An 18,636-nucleotide genomic window follows, 5' to 3' on the forward strand; every position below is an offset into this window, starting at 1 on the left:
TGATGGGGGTTCTCCGGCCGGGGCCGGGCGAGTCAGTCGACGGCGGCGGTGTCGGCCGGCGGTCCGCGCGACGCCAGGGATCCGACGTCCGGCGGACCCGGCGGGTTCCCGTCCGGCGCCGTGGGGGCGCTCACGTCGGCGTCGACGCCGTGCAGCTCGGCCAGCAGGACGGCGAGCCGCGCCCGCGCCCGCGAGCAGCGGCTCTTCACGGTGCCTTCGGCGCAGTCGAGGATCTGCGCGGCCTCGGCGACCGAGTAGCCCTCCATGTCGACCAGGACGACGGCCGCCCGCTGCTCGGCGCTCAGTGTCCCGAGCGCGGTGAGCACCTGCCGGCGGCGCTCGCCGGCGAGGCTCTGCTCGGCCGGGTCGGCGGCCCGGGGGTCGGCCTGCGTGTGGTGCGGGCGCTCCGCCTCGTCGAGGTCGTCGGGCAGTGGCTCGGCCCGGCGTACCTTCTCGGCGCGGAGCCGGTCGAGGCAGGCGTTGACGATGATCCGGTGCAGCCAGGTGGTGACGGCGGCCTCGCCGCGGAAGGACTCCGCCCGGCGGAAGGCCGCGACGATCCCCTCCTGGAGGCCGTCGGCCGCGGTCTCGGCGTGCCCGCAGGTGCGCAGCGCGACGGCCCAGAGCCGGTCGCGGTGACGGGCGAAGAGCGTCGCGAAGGCGTCGGGGTCGCCGGCGACGTGGGCGGCCAGGAGCTCGGCGTCCGTGGGGTCGGCCGAGAGCTCACTCGCCACGGACCACCACCTCGGAGATCTCTGCCCGATAGCCGTCACTGACCTTGGGCAACGCTGTCCACCACAGGACAAGGTAGCGAGCCTTCACCGGCGAGGTCGCGGCCGGTGTCAGGTCGAAGCGTCCCGAGCCGCTCGCCCGGGCCGACGGGTCGCCGGTCGGCGCCGCCGACGGCGCCGTGTCGTAGGCGTAGAGGGAGACGGTGCTCTCGCCCGCGACCGCGCGGATGTCGACCGAGCTGATCGTGTGCGCCGCCCCGAGATCGAGCACCAGGCCGACGCCGGACTTGAGCGCGGGCGCGACCGGCCCGAGCTGGGCGTCGTACGTCGACGTGCGCCAGGTCGTCGCGGGGTTGCCGTCGACGACATTGCCGACGCTGTCGGGATTCTCGGTGCCGCCGCCGAGAGGGTCGAAGTCGCGGACGTTGACGCCGTTGATCACCGCGGCCCGCGCGGCGCGCGTCGTGGTCTGGCTGGGGGTGTCGCCGGAGCCCGGGTCGCCGCCGAGGGCGGTGCGGCCGCGGCCGAGGTTGAACGCGATCGCGATCGCCACCAGCAGCAGGACGGCGGCGCCGACGGCCATCGCGAGCCGCAGCCAGTTGCGGCCGGGGACGCGCTCGTCCTCGGCGGTGTCGTCGTCGGCGCCGGGGGGCTGGCCGGACCCGGTGTCCCAGGGCCAGTAGCCCGGGCCGGCCGTCGGTGCCTGGTCGGACGGTACCGGCGGGATCCGCGGACGCCGTACGCCGCCGGGCGGGTCGGGCGCGAACAGCGGACGCTCCGGCAGGTCCTCGAACGGCGGCGGGGGCGGCGGCGGGGTGGTGCGGGTGCGCAGCCACGCGACGTCGTCATCGTCGTCGCCGAAGACCGGCATCCCGGCCTCGGTGGGCAGCTCGGTGACCAGCGGGATCGGCGGGTCGGGCTCCTTGGGCTCCTTGGTCTCCTCGGGCTCCGGTCGTACCGGACGTTCGGGTCGCTCTGCGGCCGCTGCGGCGACCGAATCGTCCGGTACGACGGGGAGATCGTCGCGGGAGGAGTCGTGCGGCAGCGGATCGGCGACCGCGGGCAGCCAGACCGGACGCAGCTCGTTGATCGGCGGGATGGCGCGGGCGAGCTCCTCGGGCATGCCGGTGGTGTCGCCGACGAAGGCGAGCAGCTCGGCGGCGATCGCCGCGGCCGAGCCGACGTCCGGGTGCTCGCCGCCGCGCAACAGCCGGCGGCTGTGGACGCCGGGGCAGTCGAACTCGCGCCAGAGCAGGTCGAGCGGCTTGGGGACGCCGGCGGTGACCTGGCGCGGGCTGAGGAAGGCGCCGTTCTCGCGGGGCGCGGCCGGCACGATCGAGCCGGACGGGCCGGGCCAGGTGCCGGTGAGGGCGCAGTAGAGCAGGCCGCCGAGGTCCTCGAGGTCGCTGCGGACGTCGCCCGGCGAGAGGCCGTGCAGCGCGGCGTCGACGCACATGCCGATGATCCGGACGGCGCCGTAGCGGTCGATGAGGACGTTCTCGGGGTTGAGCCGGCCGTGGGTGACGCCCGCGGCATGGGCCTTGGCCAGCGCGCCGGCGACGTCGGCGACCAGCCAGGCCGCGCGTCGCGGGTCGAGCGGTCCGGCGTGGGTGACCAGGATGTCGAGGGAGATGCCGGTGCCCCACTCGTTGACCACGAAGCAGCGGCCGTCCTCCTTCTCCGCGTCGAGGACGCGGAGGATGCGCGGGTCGAGGACCTGGGCGGAGGTCCGCGCAGCCTCGACCAGACCGGCCGCGCGCTCGTCGTCCTCGGCGATGACGTGCAGCGCGACGTACCGTTCGAGGACGTTGTCGTGGGCACGCCAGAACCGCCCGCCGCCGCTCTCGGTCAGCAGGTCGATCAACCGGTAGCGGCCGGCGAGGACATCCCCCGACCGCGTCGACGTCGCCACTCCGATCCCCCTCGTGATCCCTCTGGCCACCCTAGCCCGATCAGCGTCGCTGCAGGCGGCCCAGGACCGTGCCGACGACGGCGCTGACCTCGGTCAGCCGCAGCGGACGCGCCACCGCCAGCAGCGCGGCGCCCGCAGCGGCGCAGACGACGGCGACCTCGACCGCCGCGAGCGTCCAGTGCGGGTGCGTGCCGACGATCTCGACGATGGTGTCGCCGACCACGAGGTCGACGAAGCTCGCCACCAGGAAGACCACGATGCTGGCCGCGACCAACCGCAGCACGAACCCGCGCCAGGCGCGCCGACTGTCGGCGGCGCCGCCGCGGCGCAGCCGCCGGACCAGCACGAACGCCGAGATCGCCGAGCCGACCGTGTAGGCGCCGGTGTAGGCGACGACCAGCATCGGGGAGGTGTCCCACGGCTGCACCCGGCCGACCAGGACGACGGCGAGCAGGATGTTGGTCGCCGCGATCGCGCACTGGATGAAGAAGACCAGCTTGTTGAGCTCGAGCGCGTAGAAGCCGCGCAGCACCAGGTAGTGGACGGTGAACGCGACGATGCCGAAGCCGAAGAGCACCAGCGACGGCTCGAAGCGGTAGTACGTCGTGGCCGACCCGCCGTGGCCCCACAGCACCTGCGACACCGGGCTGGCGATGGCGGGCAGCAGCGCCGCGAAGGGCACCACCACCGAGAGCGCCGTCCGCATGGTGCTGCTCAGCGTCGTGGCCAGCCGGCCCAGGTCGCCGGTCGCGGCGGCCGAGGACAGCCGCGGCAGGATCGCGGTCGCCAGGGAGACGGTGATCACCGAGTGCGGGACCATCACCACCTGGAAGACGTTGGAGTAGATCGTGATGCCGGTGCCGTCGTGCGCCTCGGCCGTGCCGCCGGACGCGAGGCGCACCACGACGACGTACGCGATCTGGTTGGCGATCACGAAGAGCACCGTCCACACGCCGAGCCGGAAGGTGTGGCCGAGGCCGACGCCGCGCCAGTCGAAGCGCGGGCGGAACCGGATCCCGGCGGAGCGCAGGTAGGGGATCAGGATGAGGAACTGCGCCGCGATGCCGGCGGTCGAGCCGAGGCCGAGCAGCAGCTCCTGCTGGGAGGAGAAGGCGGCGATCCGCTCGTCGGGGCCGACGGTGCCGAAGGACACGATGTAGGCGATGAGCACCGCCACCGAGATCACGTTGTTGGCGATCGGCGCCCACATCATCGGGCCGAACCGGCTGCGGGCGTTGAGCACCTGCCCGAGCAGCACGAACATGCCGTAGAAGAAGACCTGTGGCAGGCAGTAGCGGGCGAAGTCGATCGCCGACTGCTGCTGCTCGGCATAGTGGGGCGCCCCGAGCTTGGGCATCATCAGGTCGATGACCAGCGGCGCGGCGAGCACGAGCAGCACGCTCGCCGCGCCGAGGAAGCAGGCGGCCAGGGTGATCACCCGGTTGACGTACGCCGCGCCGCCGTCCGGGTCGTTCTTCATCGACCGCACCAGCTGCGGCACCATCACCGCGTTGAACACGCCGCCGGCGATGAGGATGTAGAGCATGTTCGGCACCGTGTTGGCCACGGTGAAGATGTCGGCGTGCAGGAAGGTGCCGAGCGCCGCCGCGAGGAGCGTGGCCCGGATCAGACCGCTCAGCCGGGAGAACACGGTGCCAGCCGCCATCACGGCGGTGTTGGCGAGGATGCCCTTCTGCTCGCCGGCGGGCGCGCTCTCGGTCACGGGGTGACCTCGGCGGGCTGGGTCGGCTCGGTGGGCTCGGTGGGCTCGGTGGCCTGGCCGTGGCGGCGGATCCGGCGGTAGAGCCGGACCGCGATCGCGAAGAACAGGATCCCGCCGCCGGTGCCGATGATCACCCAGATCACCACGCCGACCTGTCCGGAGCGGATCGGCAGCGCGTCCTCGGCGCCGATCGGGTTGCCGTCGGCGTCGGTCAGCCGGAGCCGGATGTTGTGGACGCCGGCCCGCCGCATGCTCGCCTCGATCGGCACCGACGCGCGGCTGTTGGCCGTGAGCACGATCGGGTTGGCCGCGCGGATCGTCGCGCCCTCGTCGGTGGTCGCCTCGATCCGGACAGTGACCGGCTGGTCGAGCGTGTTGCGCACCGAGATGTTGAAGCTGCCCGAGCTGCTCGACAGGGTCACGCCCTGCGGGGCGTCGATGGTGATCTTGTCGAGCTTCTCCAGCACCCAATCCCGGGTGCGGCCCAGGCGAGGACCGGCGTCGCTGTCGCCCCGCACGCCGTACGACGTGCCGGCGAGCGCCTCGCCGACGAGCTCCTCGCCGATGGCGTAGTCCTTGCCGAGGATGCTCTGCAAGGTCCGCGCCGAGCGGATCAGCGTGCCCGCCTCGCCGAGGACGTTCGGGTCGAGCTGTGCGTCGTGCTGGCCGTCGGGGTAGGACAGCTCGTCGGGGTCGATCTGCCGGTCCGAGGACGGCCCGGCCCCGACCGAGCTGGCGCCGACGAGGGTCGGCAGGTCGACCAGGTGCAGCCACGGGACGGCGCCGAGGCCGTCCCAGAAGGAGCGGGCGCCGGCGGCGTCGATGCCGCTCGGGAGGACGAGGGTCAGCGGCTCGGGGCGGCTGGCGCCGGCCTTGAGCACGCGTACGGCGGCCTCGCTGAGCAGCCGCTGGCGCAGCCCGACCGGCGACTGGGCGTCGTCGGGCCCGGGGCCGCCGCGGGCCGCCCCGGAGCTGGTCACCACGACCGACCTGTCGCCGATCAGGCCGCCGACGGGCGGGGTCTCGGAGAAGGTCTCGGTCGGGAACATCTGGTCGGTCAGCAGCACCGTGGCGCCGTCGTCCACCTTGGTGATGGCGGCCTCGTCGAGGTAGCCGTTGGGTGCGCCGACGACCGGGGTGCCGTGCACGCCCCAGTCCTTGAGGACCCGGCCCGGGTGCTCGCGCGCGGTCTTGTAGAGGTCGGGCAGGCCGGTGGCGGCCGCGGCGAGGTCGGGGTCGCCGTACGGCAGGAGGGCGACGGAGCCGCCCGGCAGCACCGCCTGCGCCTGGCGCAGCCAGCTCTCGGCCGTCGTCACGACCGGGTTGTCGGGCTCGAGGGTGGCGCCGTCGACCTCGGCCGCCGCTCCCCCGCCGTCGCCGGCGTCGCCGCTCGGTGTCTCACTGGGCGACGCGCCGTCGGAGCTCGGCGGCTCCTCGTTGGGCTTGTTCGGCGTGATCGCCCGGACCGGGTTGCCCCGGGCCAGCTGGCGTACGGCGTCCGGCAGCGCCGGGTCGAGCAGCCAGGTCACCGGGTTGGCGCCGCTCGCGGAGCCGAACGCCAGCGCCGACCCGAGCGTGCCGTCCGGGCTGAGGGCCTGCTCCCACGCCTGGGTGCGCCCGAGCTCGCCCTCGGCGGCGTGCGCGATCCGTCCCCGCAGCGGTACGACGACCGCCGTGTCGACGCTGTCCTTGGTCGAGGCCGGCACGGACGGCAGGAAGGTCCGGGCCCGGCCGTCGGCGGTCGGGTCGTTGTCGGACGGGCTCGACCCGAGCGCATGGACGCCGAACCAGTAGACCCCCGCCTGCGGGTGGGGGAACCGGTCCTTCAGCACCGACTGCGGGATCCGGATCAGATAGCTCACCGACTGCCCCGGGTCGAGCGTGGTGATGTCGTAGCGGACCTTCGGGTCGCGCGTGTAGCGGTCGCCCACCGGCGTCTCCGGGTCGCTCGCGGCGGCCGTCGCCAGCTCCGCCTCGGTGGTCATCACCGGCGGGCAGGTGGTGCAGTCGGGCCCGGCGCCGAACATCGGGTAGAGCCGGATGTCGTGCCACGTCTCGAGGTCGACATTGGTGATCGTGCCGGTCACGATGAGCGGGCCCGAGCGCGGCAGCACCCCGGGCGTGAGGTCGTCGATGGTGACCTGCAGCGGGGCGTCGTAGGTGTCGCCGGGCCGGGCGCTCGCCGTCGTCGGGGCGACGAGGAGACAGAGAGCGACCACGAGAGCCGTCACCACTCCCCCGAGCAGGCGTGACTGACGGCGGACCACGATCCCGAGGGTAGTGGGGCACCCGGGAGGGTCACGCCTAGACTCTCCGCCCGTGACCGACGCCGCCGACCGCCCCACGCCGCTGCCCGCCCCGGGTGAGCCGCTCCGGTTGGCCGACGTCCAGTCCGCGGTCGCCGCCGAGCTCGACCGGATCGCTCCCGTCATCGACGAGCTGGGCGCCCTCTTCGCCGCGGCCGGCCACGAGCTGGCGCTGGTCGGGGGGCCGGTGCGCGACGCGATGCTCGGGCGGCGCTCCAACGACCTCGACTTCACCACGTCGGCGCGCCCCGAGCAGACCGACAAGATCCTCAAGGCCTGGGGCGACGCCTGGTGGGACATGGGCCGCGACTTCGGCACCATCGGCTGCCGCAAGGGCGACTGGGTGGTCGAGATCACGACGTACCGCTCCGAGGAGTACGACGTCGACAGCCGCAAGCCCGACGTCCAGTACGGCGACAGCCTGGCCGGCGACCTCGGCCGGCGTGACTTCACCGTCAACGCCATGGCCGTCCGGCTGCCGGGGCGCGAGATCGAGGACCCGTTCGGCGGCGTCCTCGACCTGGCCCACCGGGTGCTGCGCACGCCGGGCACGCCCGAGCAGTCGTTCTCCGACGACCCGCTGCGGATGATGCGGGCCGCGCGCTTCGCCGCGCAGCTCGGCTTCACCGTCGACCCGGGCGTGGTCGAGGCGATGACCGCGATGGCCGAGCGGATCGACATCATCTCCGCCGAGCGGGTGCGCGACGAGCTGACCAAGCTGATCTGCGCGCCGTACCCGCGGCTCGGCCTCGAGCTCCTGGTCGCGACCGGGCTCGCCGCCCGAGTGCTTCCGGAGCTGCCCAAGCTCAAGCTCGAGCGCGACGAGCACCACCGCCACAAGGACGTCTACGAGCACACGCTCACCGTCCTCGAGCAGGCGATCGACCTCGAGCCGCGGCTCTCCGAGCGCAGCGACATCCCCGCCGGTCCGGACTTCGTGTCCCGCTTCGCCGCGCTCATGCACGACGTCGGCAAGCCGCGCACCCGCCGCTTCCAGGACGACGGATCGGTTACTTTCCACCACCACGACGCGGTCGGCGCCAAGCTCACCCGCAAGCGGATGAAGGCGCTGCGCTTCTCCAACGACCAGATCGACGCGGTCGGGGACCTGGTCGAGCTCCACCTGCGCTTCCACGGCTACGGCTCGGGCGAGTGGACCGACTCCGCCGTACGCCGCTACGTGCGTGACGCCGGCGACCAGCTGGAGCGGCTGCACGTGCTCACCCGCGCCGACTGCACCACGCGGAACAAGAAGAAGGCCGACCGGCTGCGTCGTACCTATGACGACCTGGAGGCCCGGATCGACCGGCTCTCCGCCGAGGAGGAGCTGGCTTCGATCCGGCCCGACCTCGACGGCAACCAGATCATGACGATCCTCGGCATCGGCCCGGGGCGCGAGGTCGGCGAGGCCTACAAGTTCCTGCTCGACCTGCGCCTCGACAACGGACCGATGGCCGAGGAGGACGCCGCCGCGGCGCTGCGGGAGTGGTGGGACGCGCGCGACTGAGCGCCCTCCCCCGGCTACTCGGCTGCTCGGCTGCCCGGCTGCTCGTCGCTTGTGCTCCGCGCACGAGGCGGACGGCGATCTGTGGTGCGGGTCACGTACCGTCGGTACGCTACCGGGCGGTAGCGTGCCGGAGATCCGACTGTCTCCCTCCGGAGGAACACCATGGCCGACACGTACGCGAAGCTGCTCGAGGACACCATCGAGATCGACGCTCCGACCGACCGGGTCTGGGCCCTGGTCACCGACATCCCGGCGATGGCCAAGTGGAGCCCGCAGGTCGTGAAGTCCACCGTCAAGGGCGGCGTGGTCACGATGGGCGCCAGCTTCAGCAACCTCAACAAGCAGGGCCTCAAGCGCTGGCCGACCGGCGGCAAGGTGGTCCGCTTCCAGCCGCCGACCGACGCCACGCCCGGCGACTTCGCCTTCCGGATCCGCGAGAACCGCACCGTGTGGTCCTTCGAGCTGGAGCCCACCGCCGCCGGCGGCACCCGGCTCACCGAGCGCCGCGAGACCCCGCACGGAGTGTCCGGCCTGTCGCTGCTGCTGACCAAGGTCGTCCTCGGCGGCCAGGAGCCGTTCACCGACGAGCTGCGCCGCGGCATCCGGCAGACCCTCGAGCGGATCAAGGCCGAGGCCGAGGCCTGAGGCTCCCCGTCGGGGGTTCGGGCCCGCGGTGACCGCGGGCCCGGTTGAATGGGCGCGTGAGCGACGACCGTCCGCCGGAGCCGGACGACGAGGGAGAGGGCGCCGCCGAGCCGGAACGGCCGGCGCGCCCCCAGGCCGTGCCCGGAACCAGCGTGGCCGCCCAGGTGGCGACCGTCGCGGCGGCGGTCGTCGTCCTGCTGGTCGTCGGGATCGTGTTCGTGATCCAGGGCGCCAAGGAGCCGCCGCGCAGCGCTCCCCGATCGCCCGGCAGCGGACAGAGCGAGGTGCCCTCGGCGCCGTCGTCCGGCTATCAGCCCAGCCGCGACGAGCCGCTGCCGCCACTGCCGGACATCCCGGCGTCCCTGTGCCCGTCGGCGCCGCTCAGGCGCCCGCTCACGGTGCTCACCTTCAACATCCACCACGGCGCGACGCCCGGTGAGAGTCTCCAGCTCGGCGCGATCGGCCACGAGATCTCCTCCTGGAAGCCCGACATCGTCCTGCTCCAGGAGGTCGACCAGGGCCGCGCCCGCACCGGCGGCATCACCCAGGCCGCGGCGCTCGCCAAGGCGACCGGCCTGGCCTGGGTCTACGGCGGCAACCAGCGCAGCCGCGGCACCGGCCCGATCGGCAACGCGATCCTGTCCCGCTACCCGATCACCGCGTGGAGCAACACCCTGCTCCCCGTCGCCGGCGGCCGCGAGCAGCGCGGCCTGCTGCACGCCACGGTCAACGTCGACGGCACGATGATCAGCGTCTACTCGACGCACTTCGACCAGGGCGCCGGCACCGCCCGGATGGCGCAGGCGCGCACCGCCATCCAGATCCTGGCCAAGGACCCGAACCCGAAGATCCTCGGCGGCGACCTCAACGCCGGCCCCGGCACCGCGCCGGTGCAGATGCTGCGCTCGTCAGGCCTCGGCGACGCCTGGGCGGTCGGCGCCGGCGCCGGCGACACGGTGCCGGCGGGCAACCCGCGCAACCGGATCGACTACGTGCTCCACGACGGCTGGTTCACGCCGATCCAGGCCGCCGTCCTGCGCTCGGCGGTCTCCGACCACCGCGCGGTCTGGACCCGGCTGGAGTTCCGCAAGGAGCTCGGCTGCTTCAAGATCGGCGGCTGAGCACCCTTGTAACTCGGTGTTCGGGGATCTACCGCGGTGCTGTGACACGTCATGACCCTGTGGTGGATGCATGGACACCGAGTTACAAGCGCGCTCGGCCCGGCCCCCGACGCCGCGCGCCCGAAAACGACACCGACCCCGACTCGCCGTAGCGAGCCGGGGTCGGCAGGGAGCGATGTGTAACGCTCGCGTCGATAGGGCTAGACGCCCTTGATGAAGGCCTCGAGCTGGGCGCGACCCTCGGTGTCCTCGATCTGCACCGGCGGGCTCTTCATGAGGTACGCCGACGCGGGGATGATCGGGCCGCCGACGCCGCGGTCCTTGGCGATCTTGGCCGCACGGACGGCGTCGATGATGATGCCGGCCGAGTTGGGGGAGTCCCAGACCTCGAGCTTGTACTCCAGGTTGAGCGGGACGTCGCCGAACGCGCGACCCTCGAGGCGGACGTAGGCCCACTTGCGGTCGTCGAGCCACGCCACGTAGTCGGACGGGCCGATGTGGACGTTCTTGTCGTCGATCTTGCCGGCCAGCGGGCCGTTCAGGTTCGACGTGACGGCCTGGGTCTTGGAGACCTTCTTGGACTCCAGGCGCTCGCGCTCGAGCATGTTCTTGAAGTCCATGTTGCCGCCGACGTTGAGCTGGTAGGTGCGGTCGAGCACCACGCCGCGGTCCTCGAACAGCTTCGCCATCACGCGGTGCGTGATCGTGGCGCCGACCTGCGACTTGATGTCGTCGCCGACGATCGGGACGCCGGCGTCCTCGAACTTCTTGGCCCAGACCGGGTCGGAGGCGATGAAGACGGGGAGGGCGTTGACGAAGGCCACGCCGGCGTCGATCGCGCACTGGGCGTAGAACTTGTCGGCCTCCTCGGAGCCCACCGGGAGGTAGGAGACGAGGACGTCGACCTGGGCGTCCTTGAGCGCCTGGACGACGTCGACCGGCTCGGCGGCCGACTCCTCGATCGTCATCCGGTAGTACTTGCCCAGACCGTCGAGCGTCGGGCCGCGCTGGACCTCGACACCGAGGGTCGCGACGTCGGCGATCTTGATGGTGTTGTTCTCCGAGGCGTTGATGGCCTCGGAAAGGTCCTTGCCGACCTTCTTGTCGTCGACGTCGAACGCGGCGACGAACTCGACGTCGCTCACGTGGTAGTCGCCGAACTGCACGTGCATGAGCCCCGGGACGGTGCTCGCTGCATCGGCGTCCCGGTAGTACTGCACGCCCTGGATCAGGGACGTGGCGCAGTTGCCCACGCCGGCGATCGCTACTCGAACCGAACCCATTGGGGGTGTTCCTTCCTTGGTCATGAACTGCTGACTGCTCAGGTGGGGTGAATGTCTACTCAGGTCGACGGCGCCGACGAGGTCGGCGTCTCGGGTGAGGCGGTGCCGTGCCCCTGGGCACCGCGCTCGGCGTTGATGAGGTCGGAGAGCCACCGGACCTCACGCTCGACCGACTCGACACCGTGCCGTTGCAGCTCGGTGGCATAGCGGTCGACCTCCTTCTGGGTCATCGAGAGCTCACGCTGCACCCGGTCGAGTCGCTCCTGGAGGCGCGAGCGACGTCCTTCGAGGACGCGCAGGCGGATCTCCATGTCGGTGGAGGAGAAGAACCGGAACCGGATGTCGAAGTTGTCGTCCTCCCATGCGGCAGGACCCACCTCCGACATCAGGCGCGAGAACTCTTCGGTGCCCAGCTCAGTGACCTGATAGACGATCCGCTGCCGGCGGGTCTGCACGCCCGACGGGACGACTTCCTCGATGAGGTTGCCGCGGAGCATCTTCTTCAGCGCCGGGTAGAGCGAGCCATAGGAGAGCAGGCGGCCCCATCCGAGCATCAGGTTGAGCCGCTTGCGCAGCTCGTAGCCGTGCATGGGTCCCTCGTGCAGCAGTCCGAGGACCGCGAGCTCGATGGTGTCTCCACGCCGTGCCATACGACCTATCGTAGCGATATATCCACGGGACGTGAACTTCCGATGGATCAGGAGTGTCGGTACGACGTCCCGACCGTGGCCCGCCGCCGCACAGCCCATCCCCGGGCCACGGCTCGGAATCGGGCCGACGTGGTGCCCGCCCGTACCCTGTGGTCCGTGGTTCAGGGAAAACGCAAGTCCGCCGGCGCCTCCCCGCAGTCCTCGGCGCGCTCAAAGGGGCGCTCCAAGGGGCGCTCCAAGAAGAGCCGTGAGCCGCGCACCTGGAAGCAGCGGATCAAGCGGCTCGCGCTCTGGAGCCTGATCACCGGCCTGGTGCTGGCGCTGCTGGGCGTGGGCGCCTTCTTCGTCGCCTACAAGTCGATCGACATCCCCAACCCCAACCAGCAGTTCCTCACCGAGACCACCCAGGTGTTCTACGCCGACGGCAAGTCCCAGCTGGGCCAGTTCGCGATCCAGAAGCGCGACTCGATCAGCTACGACGAGATGCCGCAGACGATCAAGGACGCCGTGGTCGCCTCCGAGAACCGCACCTTCTGGACCGACAACGGTCTCGACCCCAAGGGCATCCTGCGCGCGGCGTTCAGCAACGCCCAGGGCAATGCGACCCAGGGCGCGTCGACGATCACCCAGCAGTACGTGAAGATCCTCTACCTCACCCAGGAGCGCACCTGGAAGCGCAAGGTGAAGGAGGCGATCCTCTCCCTCAAGATCAAGAACACGCTGAGCAAGAAGCAGATCCTCGAGGGCTACCTCAACACCATCTACTTCGGCCGCGGCGCCTACGGCATCCAGTCCGCCGCGCAGGCGTACTTCGGCCGCGACGCCAAGAACCTCACCCTGCGCCAGTCCGTGGTGCTCGCCGCCGTCCTCAACAACCCGACGCTCTACGACCCGGCCAACGGCGACGCCGCCAAGGCCCGGCTCGCCGACCGCTTCGACCGCATCGTCAAGGGCATGCAGAGCATGAAGACGATCACGGCTGACGAGGCGGCGAAGGCGCTCGAGCAGGGGCTGCCGAAGTTCCCGAAGATCAAGCAGACGACCCAGTACGGCGGCCAGCGCGGCCACGTGCTGACCATGGTCCGCAAGGAGCTGCTCCGCCTCGGCTTCTCCGAGCAGGAGATCAACGGCGGCGGCCTGCGGGTCACCACCACCTTCACCCGCAAGGCGATGAACGCCGCCGCCGCGGGCGTCGCCGAGGAGCGCCCGGAGGGCTTCGGGCCCAAGCAGCTGCACGTCGCGGTCGCCTCGGTCGAGCCCGGCACCGGCGCCGTCCGCGGCATCTTCGCCGGTCAGGACTACCTGCAGTCCCAGCTCAACTGGGCGGTCGCGGGCGGCCAGGCCGGCTCGACGTTCAAGCCGTTCGCGCTCGCCGCGGGCCTCAAGGCCGGCTTCGAGCTCAAGGACACCTTCGACGGCAACTCGCCCTACTACCTGCCCGGCGGCGGCCGCCCGTTCGAGAACGAGGCCAACCACGCCTACGGCAAGGTCGACCTGATCAAGGCCACCGAGGAGTCGATCAACACCGCCTACATCGACCTCACCCTCGCCATCCCCGGCGGCCCGGCGAAGATCATCGCGACCGCCAACGCGATGGGCCTGCCGCCCGCGAAGCCGGCCAACCCGCCCTACGGCTACCCGAGCTCCAGCGCCGGCCTCGACGCCAACACCGGCGTCTCGCTGGGCTCGGCGACGGTCAGCCCGATCAACATGGCCAACGGCTACGCCACCATCGCCAACCGCGGCGAGGCCGCCGACGCCTACATCATCGAGAAGGTCGTCGACCGCAACGGCATCGTGAAGTACAACCACAAGGTCACCACCCACCGGGCGATCTCCGAGGGCATCTCCGACGACGTGGGCTACGCGCTGCAGCAGGTGGTCAAGACCGGCACCGGCGCCAAGACGCTCTCGCTCGGCCGCCCCGCCGCGGGCAAGACCGGCACCGCCACCAACGGCAAGGGCGAGGTCTCCTCGGCCTGGTTCGTCGGCTACACCCCGCAGCTCTCGACCGCGGTGATGTACGTCCGCGGCAAGGGCAACGAGGAGCTCAAGGGCTGGCTGCCGTCGTACTTCGGCGGCACCTACCCGGCGCTCACCTGGGCCGCGGTGATGAAGCAGGCCCTCGACGGCGACCCGGTCGAGAGCCTGCCGCCCGCCGCGTGGGTCAAGGGCACGCCGCCGTCCAGCGGCCACGAGCCGGCTCCGCCGCCGCCGCCGAAGAAGACCAAGCAGCCGAAGCCGACGAAGACGACGCAGACGCCGACCGTCCCGACGGCTCCGACGACGCCGACGGCTCCGCCGACGACCGAGATCCCGCCGACCGACCTGCCGACCGACACCCCGTCGTCCGGCGACACGAGCGGCGGCGGGATCCTGGGCGGCGGCAAGCCCAAGCCGTCGAAGCCCGCGCAGTCGCAGGGCCGCGCCACGCTCGGGCGCCGCAGCGGCGGGCGGCGTACGGGCGGGCGCCGCTCCGGCACGCGACGCAGCGCCGCCTGAGGCCATGGCCCACGTCCACCCGACGCGGGACGACGGCGTCGTCGCGGCGCTGAGCGAGGTCGTCGGCGGGCCGATGGGCGAGCGGGCGCGCCGGCACCGGTGGTGGACGCCGGTGCGGGTGCTCCTGCTGCTCACCGCGGTGGTGTTCGTGGCCGGCATGGCGCAGAAGGCGCCGTGCTCGGTGGCGCAGGGCAAGGACCAGAACTGGACCTACTCCCACATGTGCTACACCGACCTGCGGCCGCTGTACGTGCCGCGGGGCTTCGCCGAGAACGCCTGGCCGTTCACCGGCGACGAGCAGACGCGGGCACGCTACGAGGTGATGGAGTACCCCGTCGGCATCGCCTACTGGGCGTGGGGCACGGCGTGGGTCACGCACTGGCTCAACGGATCGCCCGACCTCGAGCCGCGCTACCGCGAGTCGGTCTCCGACCTCTACGCCGACCCGCAGGTGATCCGCGAGCAGAGCATCTTCCTCCTGGTCAACGCGGTCGGCTTCGGGGCGCTGGCCCTGCTGTCGGTCTGGCTGCTGGCCGGCGTCCATCCGCGGCGGCCGTGGGACGCGGCGGCGTTCGCCCTCTCCCCGGCGCTGCTGCTCACCGGGCTGATCAACTGGGACCTGCTCGCCGTCGCCCTGGTCGCCGGGGCGCTGTGGGCCTTCGCCCGCGACCGGGCGGCGCTGACCGGCGTCCTGATCGGGCTCGGTACGGCGGTCAAGCTCTACCCGCTCTTCCTGCTCGGCGCGGTGCTCGTGATCCTGCTGCGCCGGCGCGAGGTCGGGCGGTTCGTCATGATCACCGTCGGGGCGATCGCGGCCTGGGCGGTCGCCAACGCGCCCGGCTACCTGAGCGGGCCCGACCAGTGGAAGGTGTTCTGGTCGTTCAACTCCGAGCGGCGCGCCGACCTCGGGTCGGTGTGGATGCTCATCGACCAGGCGGCGAACGCCGACTTCTCGGCGCACACGATCAACGTCTGGTCGTGGGTGCTCTTCGGCGCCTGGTGCGCCGGGGTGTTCGTCATCGGCATGACCTCGCGGCGACCCCGGTGGGCGCCCCGGCCCGAGCTGATCAGCGAGCCCCCGCTCCCGCGGCTGGCCCAGCTCGGCTACCTGATCGTGGTCGGCTTCCTGCTGGTCAACAAGGTCTACTCGCCGCAGTACGTGCTGTGGCTGCTGCCGCTCGCCGTCCTGGCCCGGCCGCGCTGGCGCGACCAGCTCGTGTGGCAGGCGTGCGAGGTCTTCTACTTCTGCACCGTGTGGTGGTACCTCGGTGGCTACCTGGCCCCGGCGGGCGGCGGCGACGCCGGCTTCTACTGGGTCGGCATCGTGGTGCGCGTGGCCGGCGAGCTCTACCTCGCGGCGATCATCGTGCGCGACCTCTACCGGCCGGCGCACGACCCGGTCGAGCGTCAGCCGGTGACGACGATCCGGTCGAACGCCGTCGCGGTGTAGCGCACCCGGACGTCGACGTCCTCCCCCACCGCCGGCACACGGGCGCCGTGGGGGACGAAGAGCATCGAGGCCTGCATGTGCGGCGGCTCGGCGAAGAGGCGCTGCTTGCCGTCGATCGAGTACGGCGAGCGGACGAAGCCGACCGCGTCGAGGCCGCCGCGGGCCAGCGTCGCCGCGCGTGCCTTGATCGACTGCTCGCCGGTGGGCGCCTCGAGGCCGATGCCGTGGGCGGTGCCGCCGCTGACCACGAGGACGTGGCCGGACTTCGGGGCGGTGCGGCCGCGGTAGCCGAAGGCGTCGCCGCGCTCGACCGGATGGACGTCGAGCACGGTCGCGGACACGGTGAGCGCGCCGCGGTCGCCGAGCCAGAGGCCGGTGCCGATGCGGGGGCGGAAGACGAAGTCGCCGTACTGGCCCCGGAGGGTGGCGAGCTCGGCGTCGGTGAGGTGGCTGACCCAGACGACGGGCGCGCCGCGGGCGGGGACCTCGGCCGCGACGAAGTCGTTCATCAGCCGGGTGACCTCGCCGACATGGGTGCCCTGCCCGAGCGGCAGGTGGAGGGCGAGGCCCTCGACCCGGGCGCCGGGGTGCTTGCGGAGCAGGTCGCCGGCCTCCCACAGCTCGCGGGCGGCCATGCCGTGGCGGCGCATCGAGGTCATCCGCTCGAGCACGATCCGGGCAGACGGGTCGAGGTGGAGCAGGTCGCGCAGGTCGTCGACGCGGCTGATCGTGTGGATCAGGCGCCGGGCGAGCCCGGGCTCGGGCAGCGGCACCCACGGGCGCCACGGGGTGAGCACGAGCAGGTCGCCGTGCCAGCGCTGGGCGACCTCGGGCAGCTCGTCGTAGGTGCCGACGGCGAGGGTGCGGACGTCGTGGCCGCGCTCGGCCAGCCACTGCGTCTTGCGCGCGAGCCGGCCGAGGGTGAAGCCGTAGCCGTTGCCCTTGGCGACGGGGACGATGCCCGGGTGGGTCGCGGCGACCGACTCGAGGTGGGCGCGCCAGCGCGGGCCGTCGACGGACAGCGTCAAGCTCATGCCCGTCCTCGCTTCGCTCCGGGCGGGCATGAGGCACTCCAAGCCCTGTTCTGAATGATTCGCTCGCTCATGATCAGCCCCTCCGCTTCAGGTAGAGCTGGAACGCCTTGTAGAGCGGGCGGTTGACGGGCAGGTCCCACTCGCCGGCGTACTCGACCGCCTCACCGCCGGTGCCGACCTTGAACTGGATGAGTCCGACATGGGAGTCGTCGGCGTCGAGCGTCTCGGTGATGCCCCGAAGGTCGTAGACCGCGGCGTCGGCGGCGATCGCGTCGCGGATCATCGCCCACTGGACGGCGTTCGAGCCGCGGACCTCGCGCTTCTCGGTGGAGGAGGCGCCGTAGGAGTACCAGGCGTGCTCGCCGACGCGGATCGCGATGGTGGAGGCGACCAGGTCGCCGTCGTGGCGGGCCAGCCAGAGGGTGAACCGCTCGGGGGCGTCGGCGCTCAGGGCGTCGTACATGGTCTCGAAGTAGCGCAACGGACGCGGCGTGAAGTGGTCGCGCTGGGCGGTGTGGACGTAGAGCTCGTGGAAGGCGGGCAGGTCGGCGCGATTGCCGCGGACCACCTCGACGCCCTCCTTGGCGGCCTTCTTGATGTTGCGGCGCCAGAGCTGGTTCATGCCCTTGAGGACCTCGTCCTCGGTGCGCTGCGTGCCGTCGGGATGGCGCAGCGGGATCTGGAAGACGAACTGCGGCTGGCCCGCGGCGAAGCCGCCCTCGACGCCCTGGTGTCGCCATCCGAGCTCGTGCAGCTGGGCTACCACGCGGGCGCCCCCGGGGGTGCGCTCCGCCGGCGGGATCTGGCCGAGCAGCCGGACGCCGGGGTCGGCGATGCCGTCCTTGACCTGCGCCGTCGTCCAGCGCCGGGTGACGACGGGTGGGCCGATCCGGACCGCGAAGGCGCCCTGCTTCTTGAGGTGGCGCACCATCGGGTCGAGCCAGGCGGCGAGGTCGTCGCCGGTCCAGTCGATGACCGGCCCCTCGGGCAGGTAGGCGAGCGAGCGGTTGAGCTTGGGGAGCTGGCGGTAGAGCACCAGCGCCGAGCCGACCTGGCGGCCGGCGTCGTCGAACCAGCCGAGCGACTCGCTGCGCCACTCGCTCTTCACCTTCGCCCAGCCGGGCGTCTGCAGGAAGCTCGCAGACGGCAGCGACGCCAGGTGGTCGCGGTGCTCGGTCGGAATGATCGGGCGCACGCTGGGCATGCGGGCCAGGCTATCGGGCGGTCGTAGGGGGGAGGCGGGTGGCGCGACGGGCGCTGGGTACAGCGTGACCATGACCGCACCGCGCCCGCTCGGCTACTGGCTCACCACCCTCGGCCGGCTCCTCGACGAACAGGTCGCCGACGCCGTCGAGGCCACCGGACTCTCCCGTGCCGGCTGGCAGGTGCTGAGTCGGCTCGCACAGGGCGGCGTCGTCCACGACCGGGTCGCGGAGCTGCTCGCGCCCTTCGCGGGGTCCGACGTCGAGGACGCCGTACGGGGGCTGGAGAAGGACGGACTGGTCGAGCACCAGGGCAACGAGGTGCGGCTCACGGCGGCCGGGCACGCGCGGGTCGCCGAGCTGCAGGACGGTCCGGTGCAGGCCGTGGTCGAGCGGGCGACCGAGGATCTCGACCAGCAGGAGTACGACGTCCTGGTCGGCGCGCTGGAGAAGGTCGCCCGCAGCCTGGGCTGGCTGGAGTCGGTGTCGGACTAGGCGTCGCGGACTAGGTGTTCTGTCCACGCAGGTTGGGCACGAGGTCGGCTGGTGACTTGCCGCCGAGTGCGGTGT

The 18,636-nt window shown here is 72.1% G+C and carries 14 protein-coding genes; 6 read left to right on the forward strand and 8 right to left on the reverse strand.

From position 1 onward, the window contains the following. Positions 1-32: 32 nt before the first annotated feature. Genes sigM through AB4880_RS16595 form a run of 4 tightly spaced genes read right to left on the reverse strand, consistent with a single transcriptional unit; the run spans position 33 to position 6,633 of the window. On the reverse strand, positions 33-734 hold the full coding sequence (gene sigM, locus AB4880_RS16580; RefSeq protein WP_367920322.1) for an RNA polymerase sigma factor SigM: 702 nt from the start codon (positions 732-734) through the stop codon (positions 33-35). Further along, positions 724-2,643, reverse strand: coding sequence for a protein kinase family protein (locus tag AB4880_RS16585; protein WP_367920323.1), 1,920 nt, complete (start codon positions 2,641-2,643; stop codon positions 724-726). The genes sigM and AB4880_RS16585 overlap by 11 nt, the downstream gene beginning before the upstream one ends. Before the next feature lie 40 nt (positions 2,644-2,683). After that, positions 2,684-4,366 (reverse strand): murein biosynthesis integral membrane protein MurJ, encoded by a 1,683-nt coding sequence (gene murJ, locus AB4880_RS16590; protein WP_367920324.1) that lies wholly within the window; start codon positions 4,364-4,366, stop codon positions 2,684-2,686. Further along, on the reverse strand, positions 4,363-6,633 hold the full coding sequence (locus tag AB4880_RS16595; protein ID WP_367920325.1) for a DUF6049 family protein: 2,271 nt from the start codon (positions 6,631-6,633) through the stop codon (positions 4,363-4,365). Before AB4880_RS16595 ends, murJ begins: the two co-directional genes overlap by 4 nt. A gap of 109 nt (positions 6,634-6,742) precedes the next feature. Between AB4880_RS16595 and AB4880_RS16600 the strand changes: the two genes are divergently transcribed. The 3 genes from AB4880_RS16600 to AB4880_RS16610 all read left to right on the forward strand — a co-directional run bounded on the left by AB4880_RS16600 (position 6,743) and on the right by AB4880_RS16610 (position 9,945). Further along, a complete protein-coding gene (locus tag AB4880_RS16600) occupies positions 6,743-8,179 on the forward strand; it encodes a CCA tRNA nucleotidyltransferase (RefSeq protein WP_437440507.1) in 1,437 nt (478 codons plus the stop codon). A gap of 162 nt (positions 8,180-8,341) precedes the next feature. Continuing rightward, positions 8,342-8,824, forward strand: a complete 483-nt coding sequence (locus AB4880_RS16605; protein WP_367920327.1) for an SRPBCC family protein — start codon at positions 8,342-8,344, stop codon at positions 8,822-8,824. Between the two features lie 56 nt (positions 8,825-8,880). Beyond that, on the forward strand, positions 8,881-9,945 hold the full coding sequence (locus AB4880_RS16610) for an endonuclease/exonuclease/phosphatase family protein (RefSeq protein ID WP_367920328.1): 1,065 nt from the start codon (positions 8,881-8,883) through the stop codon (positions 9,943-9,945). Positions 9,946-10,145: 200 nt separating this feature from the next. On the opposite strand, the gene AB4880_RS16615 is transcribed toward AB4880_RS16610, so the two are convergent. Beyond that, positions 10,146-11,228 carry an inositol-3-phosphate synthase gene (locus AB4880_RS16615; RefSeq protein ID WP_367920329.1) on the reverse strand — a complete coding sequence of 361 codons (1,083 nt, stop codon included), beginning with the start codon at positions 11,226-11,228 and terminating at the stop codon, positions 10,146-10,148. 59 nt (positions 11,229-11,287) lie between these two features. Continuing rightward, positions 11,288-11,878, reverse strand: a complete 591-nt coding sequence (locus AB4880_RS16620; protein ID WP_367920330.1) for a PadR family transcriptional regulator — start codon at positions 11,876-11,878, stop codon at positions 11,288-11,290. A 156-nt stretch (positions 11,879-12,034) separates the two neighbouring features. On the opposite strand from AB4880_RS16620, the gene AB4880_RS16625 reads away from it, so the two are divergent. Both AB4880_RS16625 and AB4880_RS16630 read left to right on the forward strand, forming a co-directional pair. Continuing rightward, positions 12,035-14,380: a transglycosylase domain-containing protein gene (locus AB4880_RS16625; RefSeq protein ID WP_367920331.1), complete on the forward strand. Its 2,346-nt coding sequence runs from the start codon at positions 12,035-12,037 to the stop codon at positions 14,378-14,380. Positions 14,381-14,384: 4 nt separating this feature from the next. Next, positions 14,385-15,830: a glycosyltransferase family 87 protein gene (locus AB4880_RS16630; RefSeq protein ID WP_367920332.1), complete on the forward strand. Its 1,446-nt coding sequence runs from the start codon at positions 14,385-14,387 to the stop codon at positions 15,828-15,830. On the opposite strand, the gene AB4880_RS16635 is transcribed toward AB4880_RS16630, so the two are convergent. Together AB4880_RS16635 and AB4880_RS16640 are read right to left on the reverse strand one after the other, a co-directional pair. Continuing rightward, positions 15,788-16,864 (reverse strand): alanine racemase, encoded by a 1,077-nt coding sequence (locus AB4880_RS16635; RefSeq protein ID WP_367920333.1) that lies wholly within the window; start codon positions 16,862-16,864, stop codon positions 15,788-15,790. The genes AB4880_RS16630 and AB4880_RS16635 overlap by 43 nt on opposite strands. 73 nt (positions 16,865-16,937) lie before the next feature. Next, a complete protein-coding gene (locus AB4880_RS16640; RefSeq protein ID WP_367920334.1) occupies positions 16,938-18,068 on the reverse strand; it encodes a lipid II:glycine glycyltransferase FemX in 1,131 nt (376 codons plus the stop codon). 70 nt (positions 18,069-18,138) lie between these two features. Here AB4880_RS16640 and AB4880_RS16645 point away from each other — a divergent pair, with 70 nt between their 5' ends. Further along, positions 18,139-18,561 (forward strand): MarR family winged helix-turn-helix transcriptional regulator, encoded by a 423-nt coding sequence (locus AB4880_RS16645; RefSeq protein WP_367920335.1) that lies wholly within the window; start codon positions 18,139-18,141, stop codon positions 18,559-18,561. Positions 18,562-18,636 lie beyond the last annotated feature (75 nt).

The organism is Nocardioides ginsengisoli, assembly GCF_039537225.1.
In the GTDB taxonomy this organism is placed as follows: Bacteria; Actinomycetota; Actinomycetes; order Propionibacteriales; family Nocardioidaceae; genus Nocardioides; species Nocardioides ginsengisoli.

Bases quoted from the DNA above. Each gene is read 5' to 3' on its own strand.
- AB4880_RS16605 (WP_367920327.1), top strand. From the start codon at position 8,342: ATGGCCGACACGTACGCGAAGCTGCTCGAGGACACCATCGAGATCGAC.
- AB4880_RS16615 (WP_367920329.1), bottom strand. From the start codon at position 11,228: ATGGGTTCGGTTCGAGTAGCGATCGCCGGCGTGGGCAACTGCGCCACG.
- AB4880_RS16620 (WP_367920330.1), bottom strand. From the start codon at position 11,878: ATGGCACGGCGTGGAGACACCATCGAGCTCGCGGTCCTCGGACTGCTG.
- AB4880_RS16630 (WP_367920332.1), top strand. From the start codon at position 14,385: ATGGCCCACGTCCACCCGACGCGGGACGACGGCGTCGTCGCGGCGCTG.
- AB4880_RS16635 (WP_367920333.1), bottom strand. From the start codon at position 16,864: ATGAGCTTGACGCTGTCCGTCGACGGCCCGCGCTGGCGCGCCCACCTC.
- AB4880_RS16640 (WP_367920334.1), bottom strand. From the start codon at position 18,068: ATGCCCAGCGTGCGCCCGATCATTCCGACCGAGCACCGCGACCACCTG.
- AB4880_RS16645 (WP_367920335.1), top strand. From the start codon at position 18,139: ATGACCGCACCGCGCCCGCTCGGCTACTGGCTCACCACCCTCGGCCGG.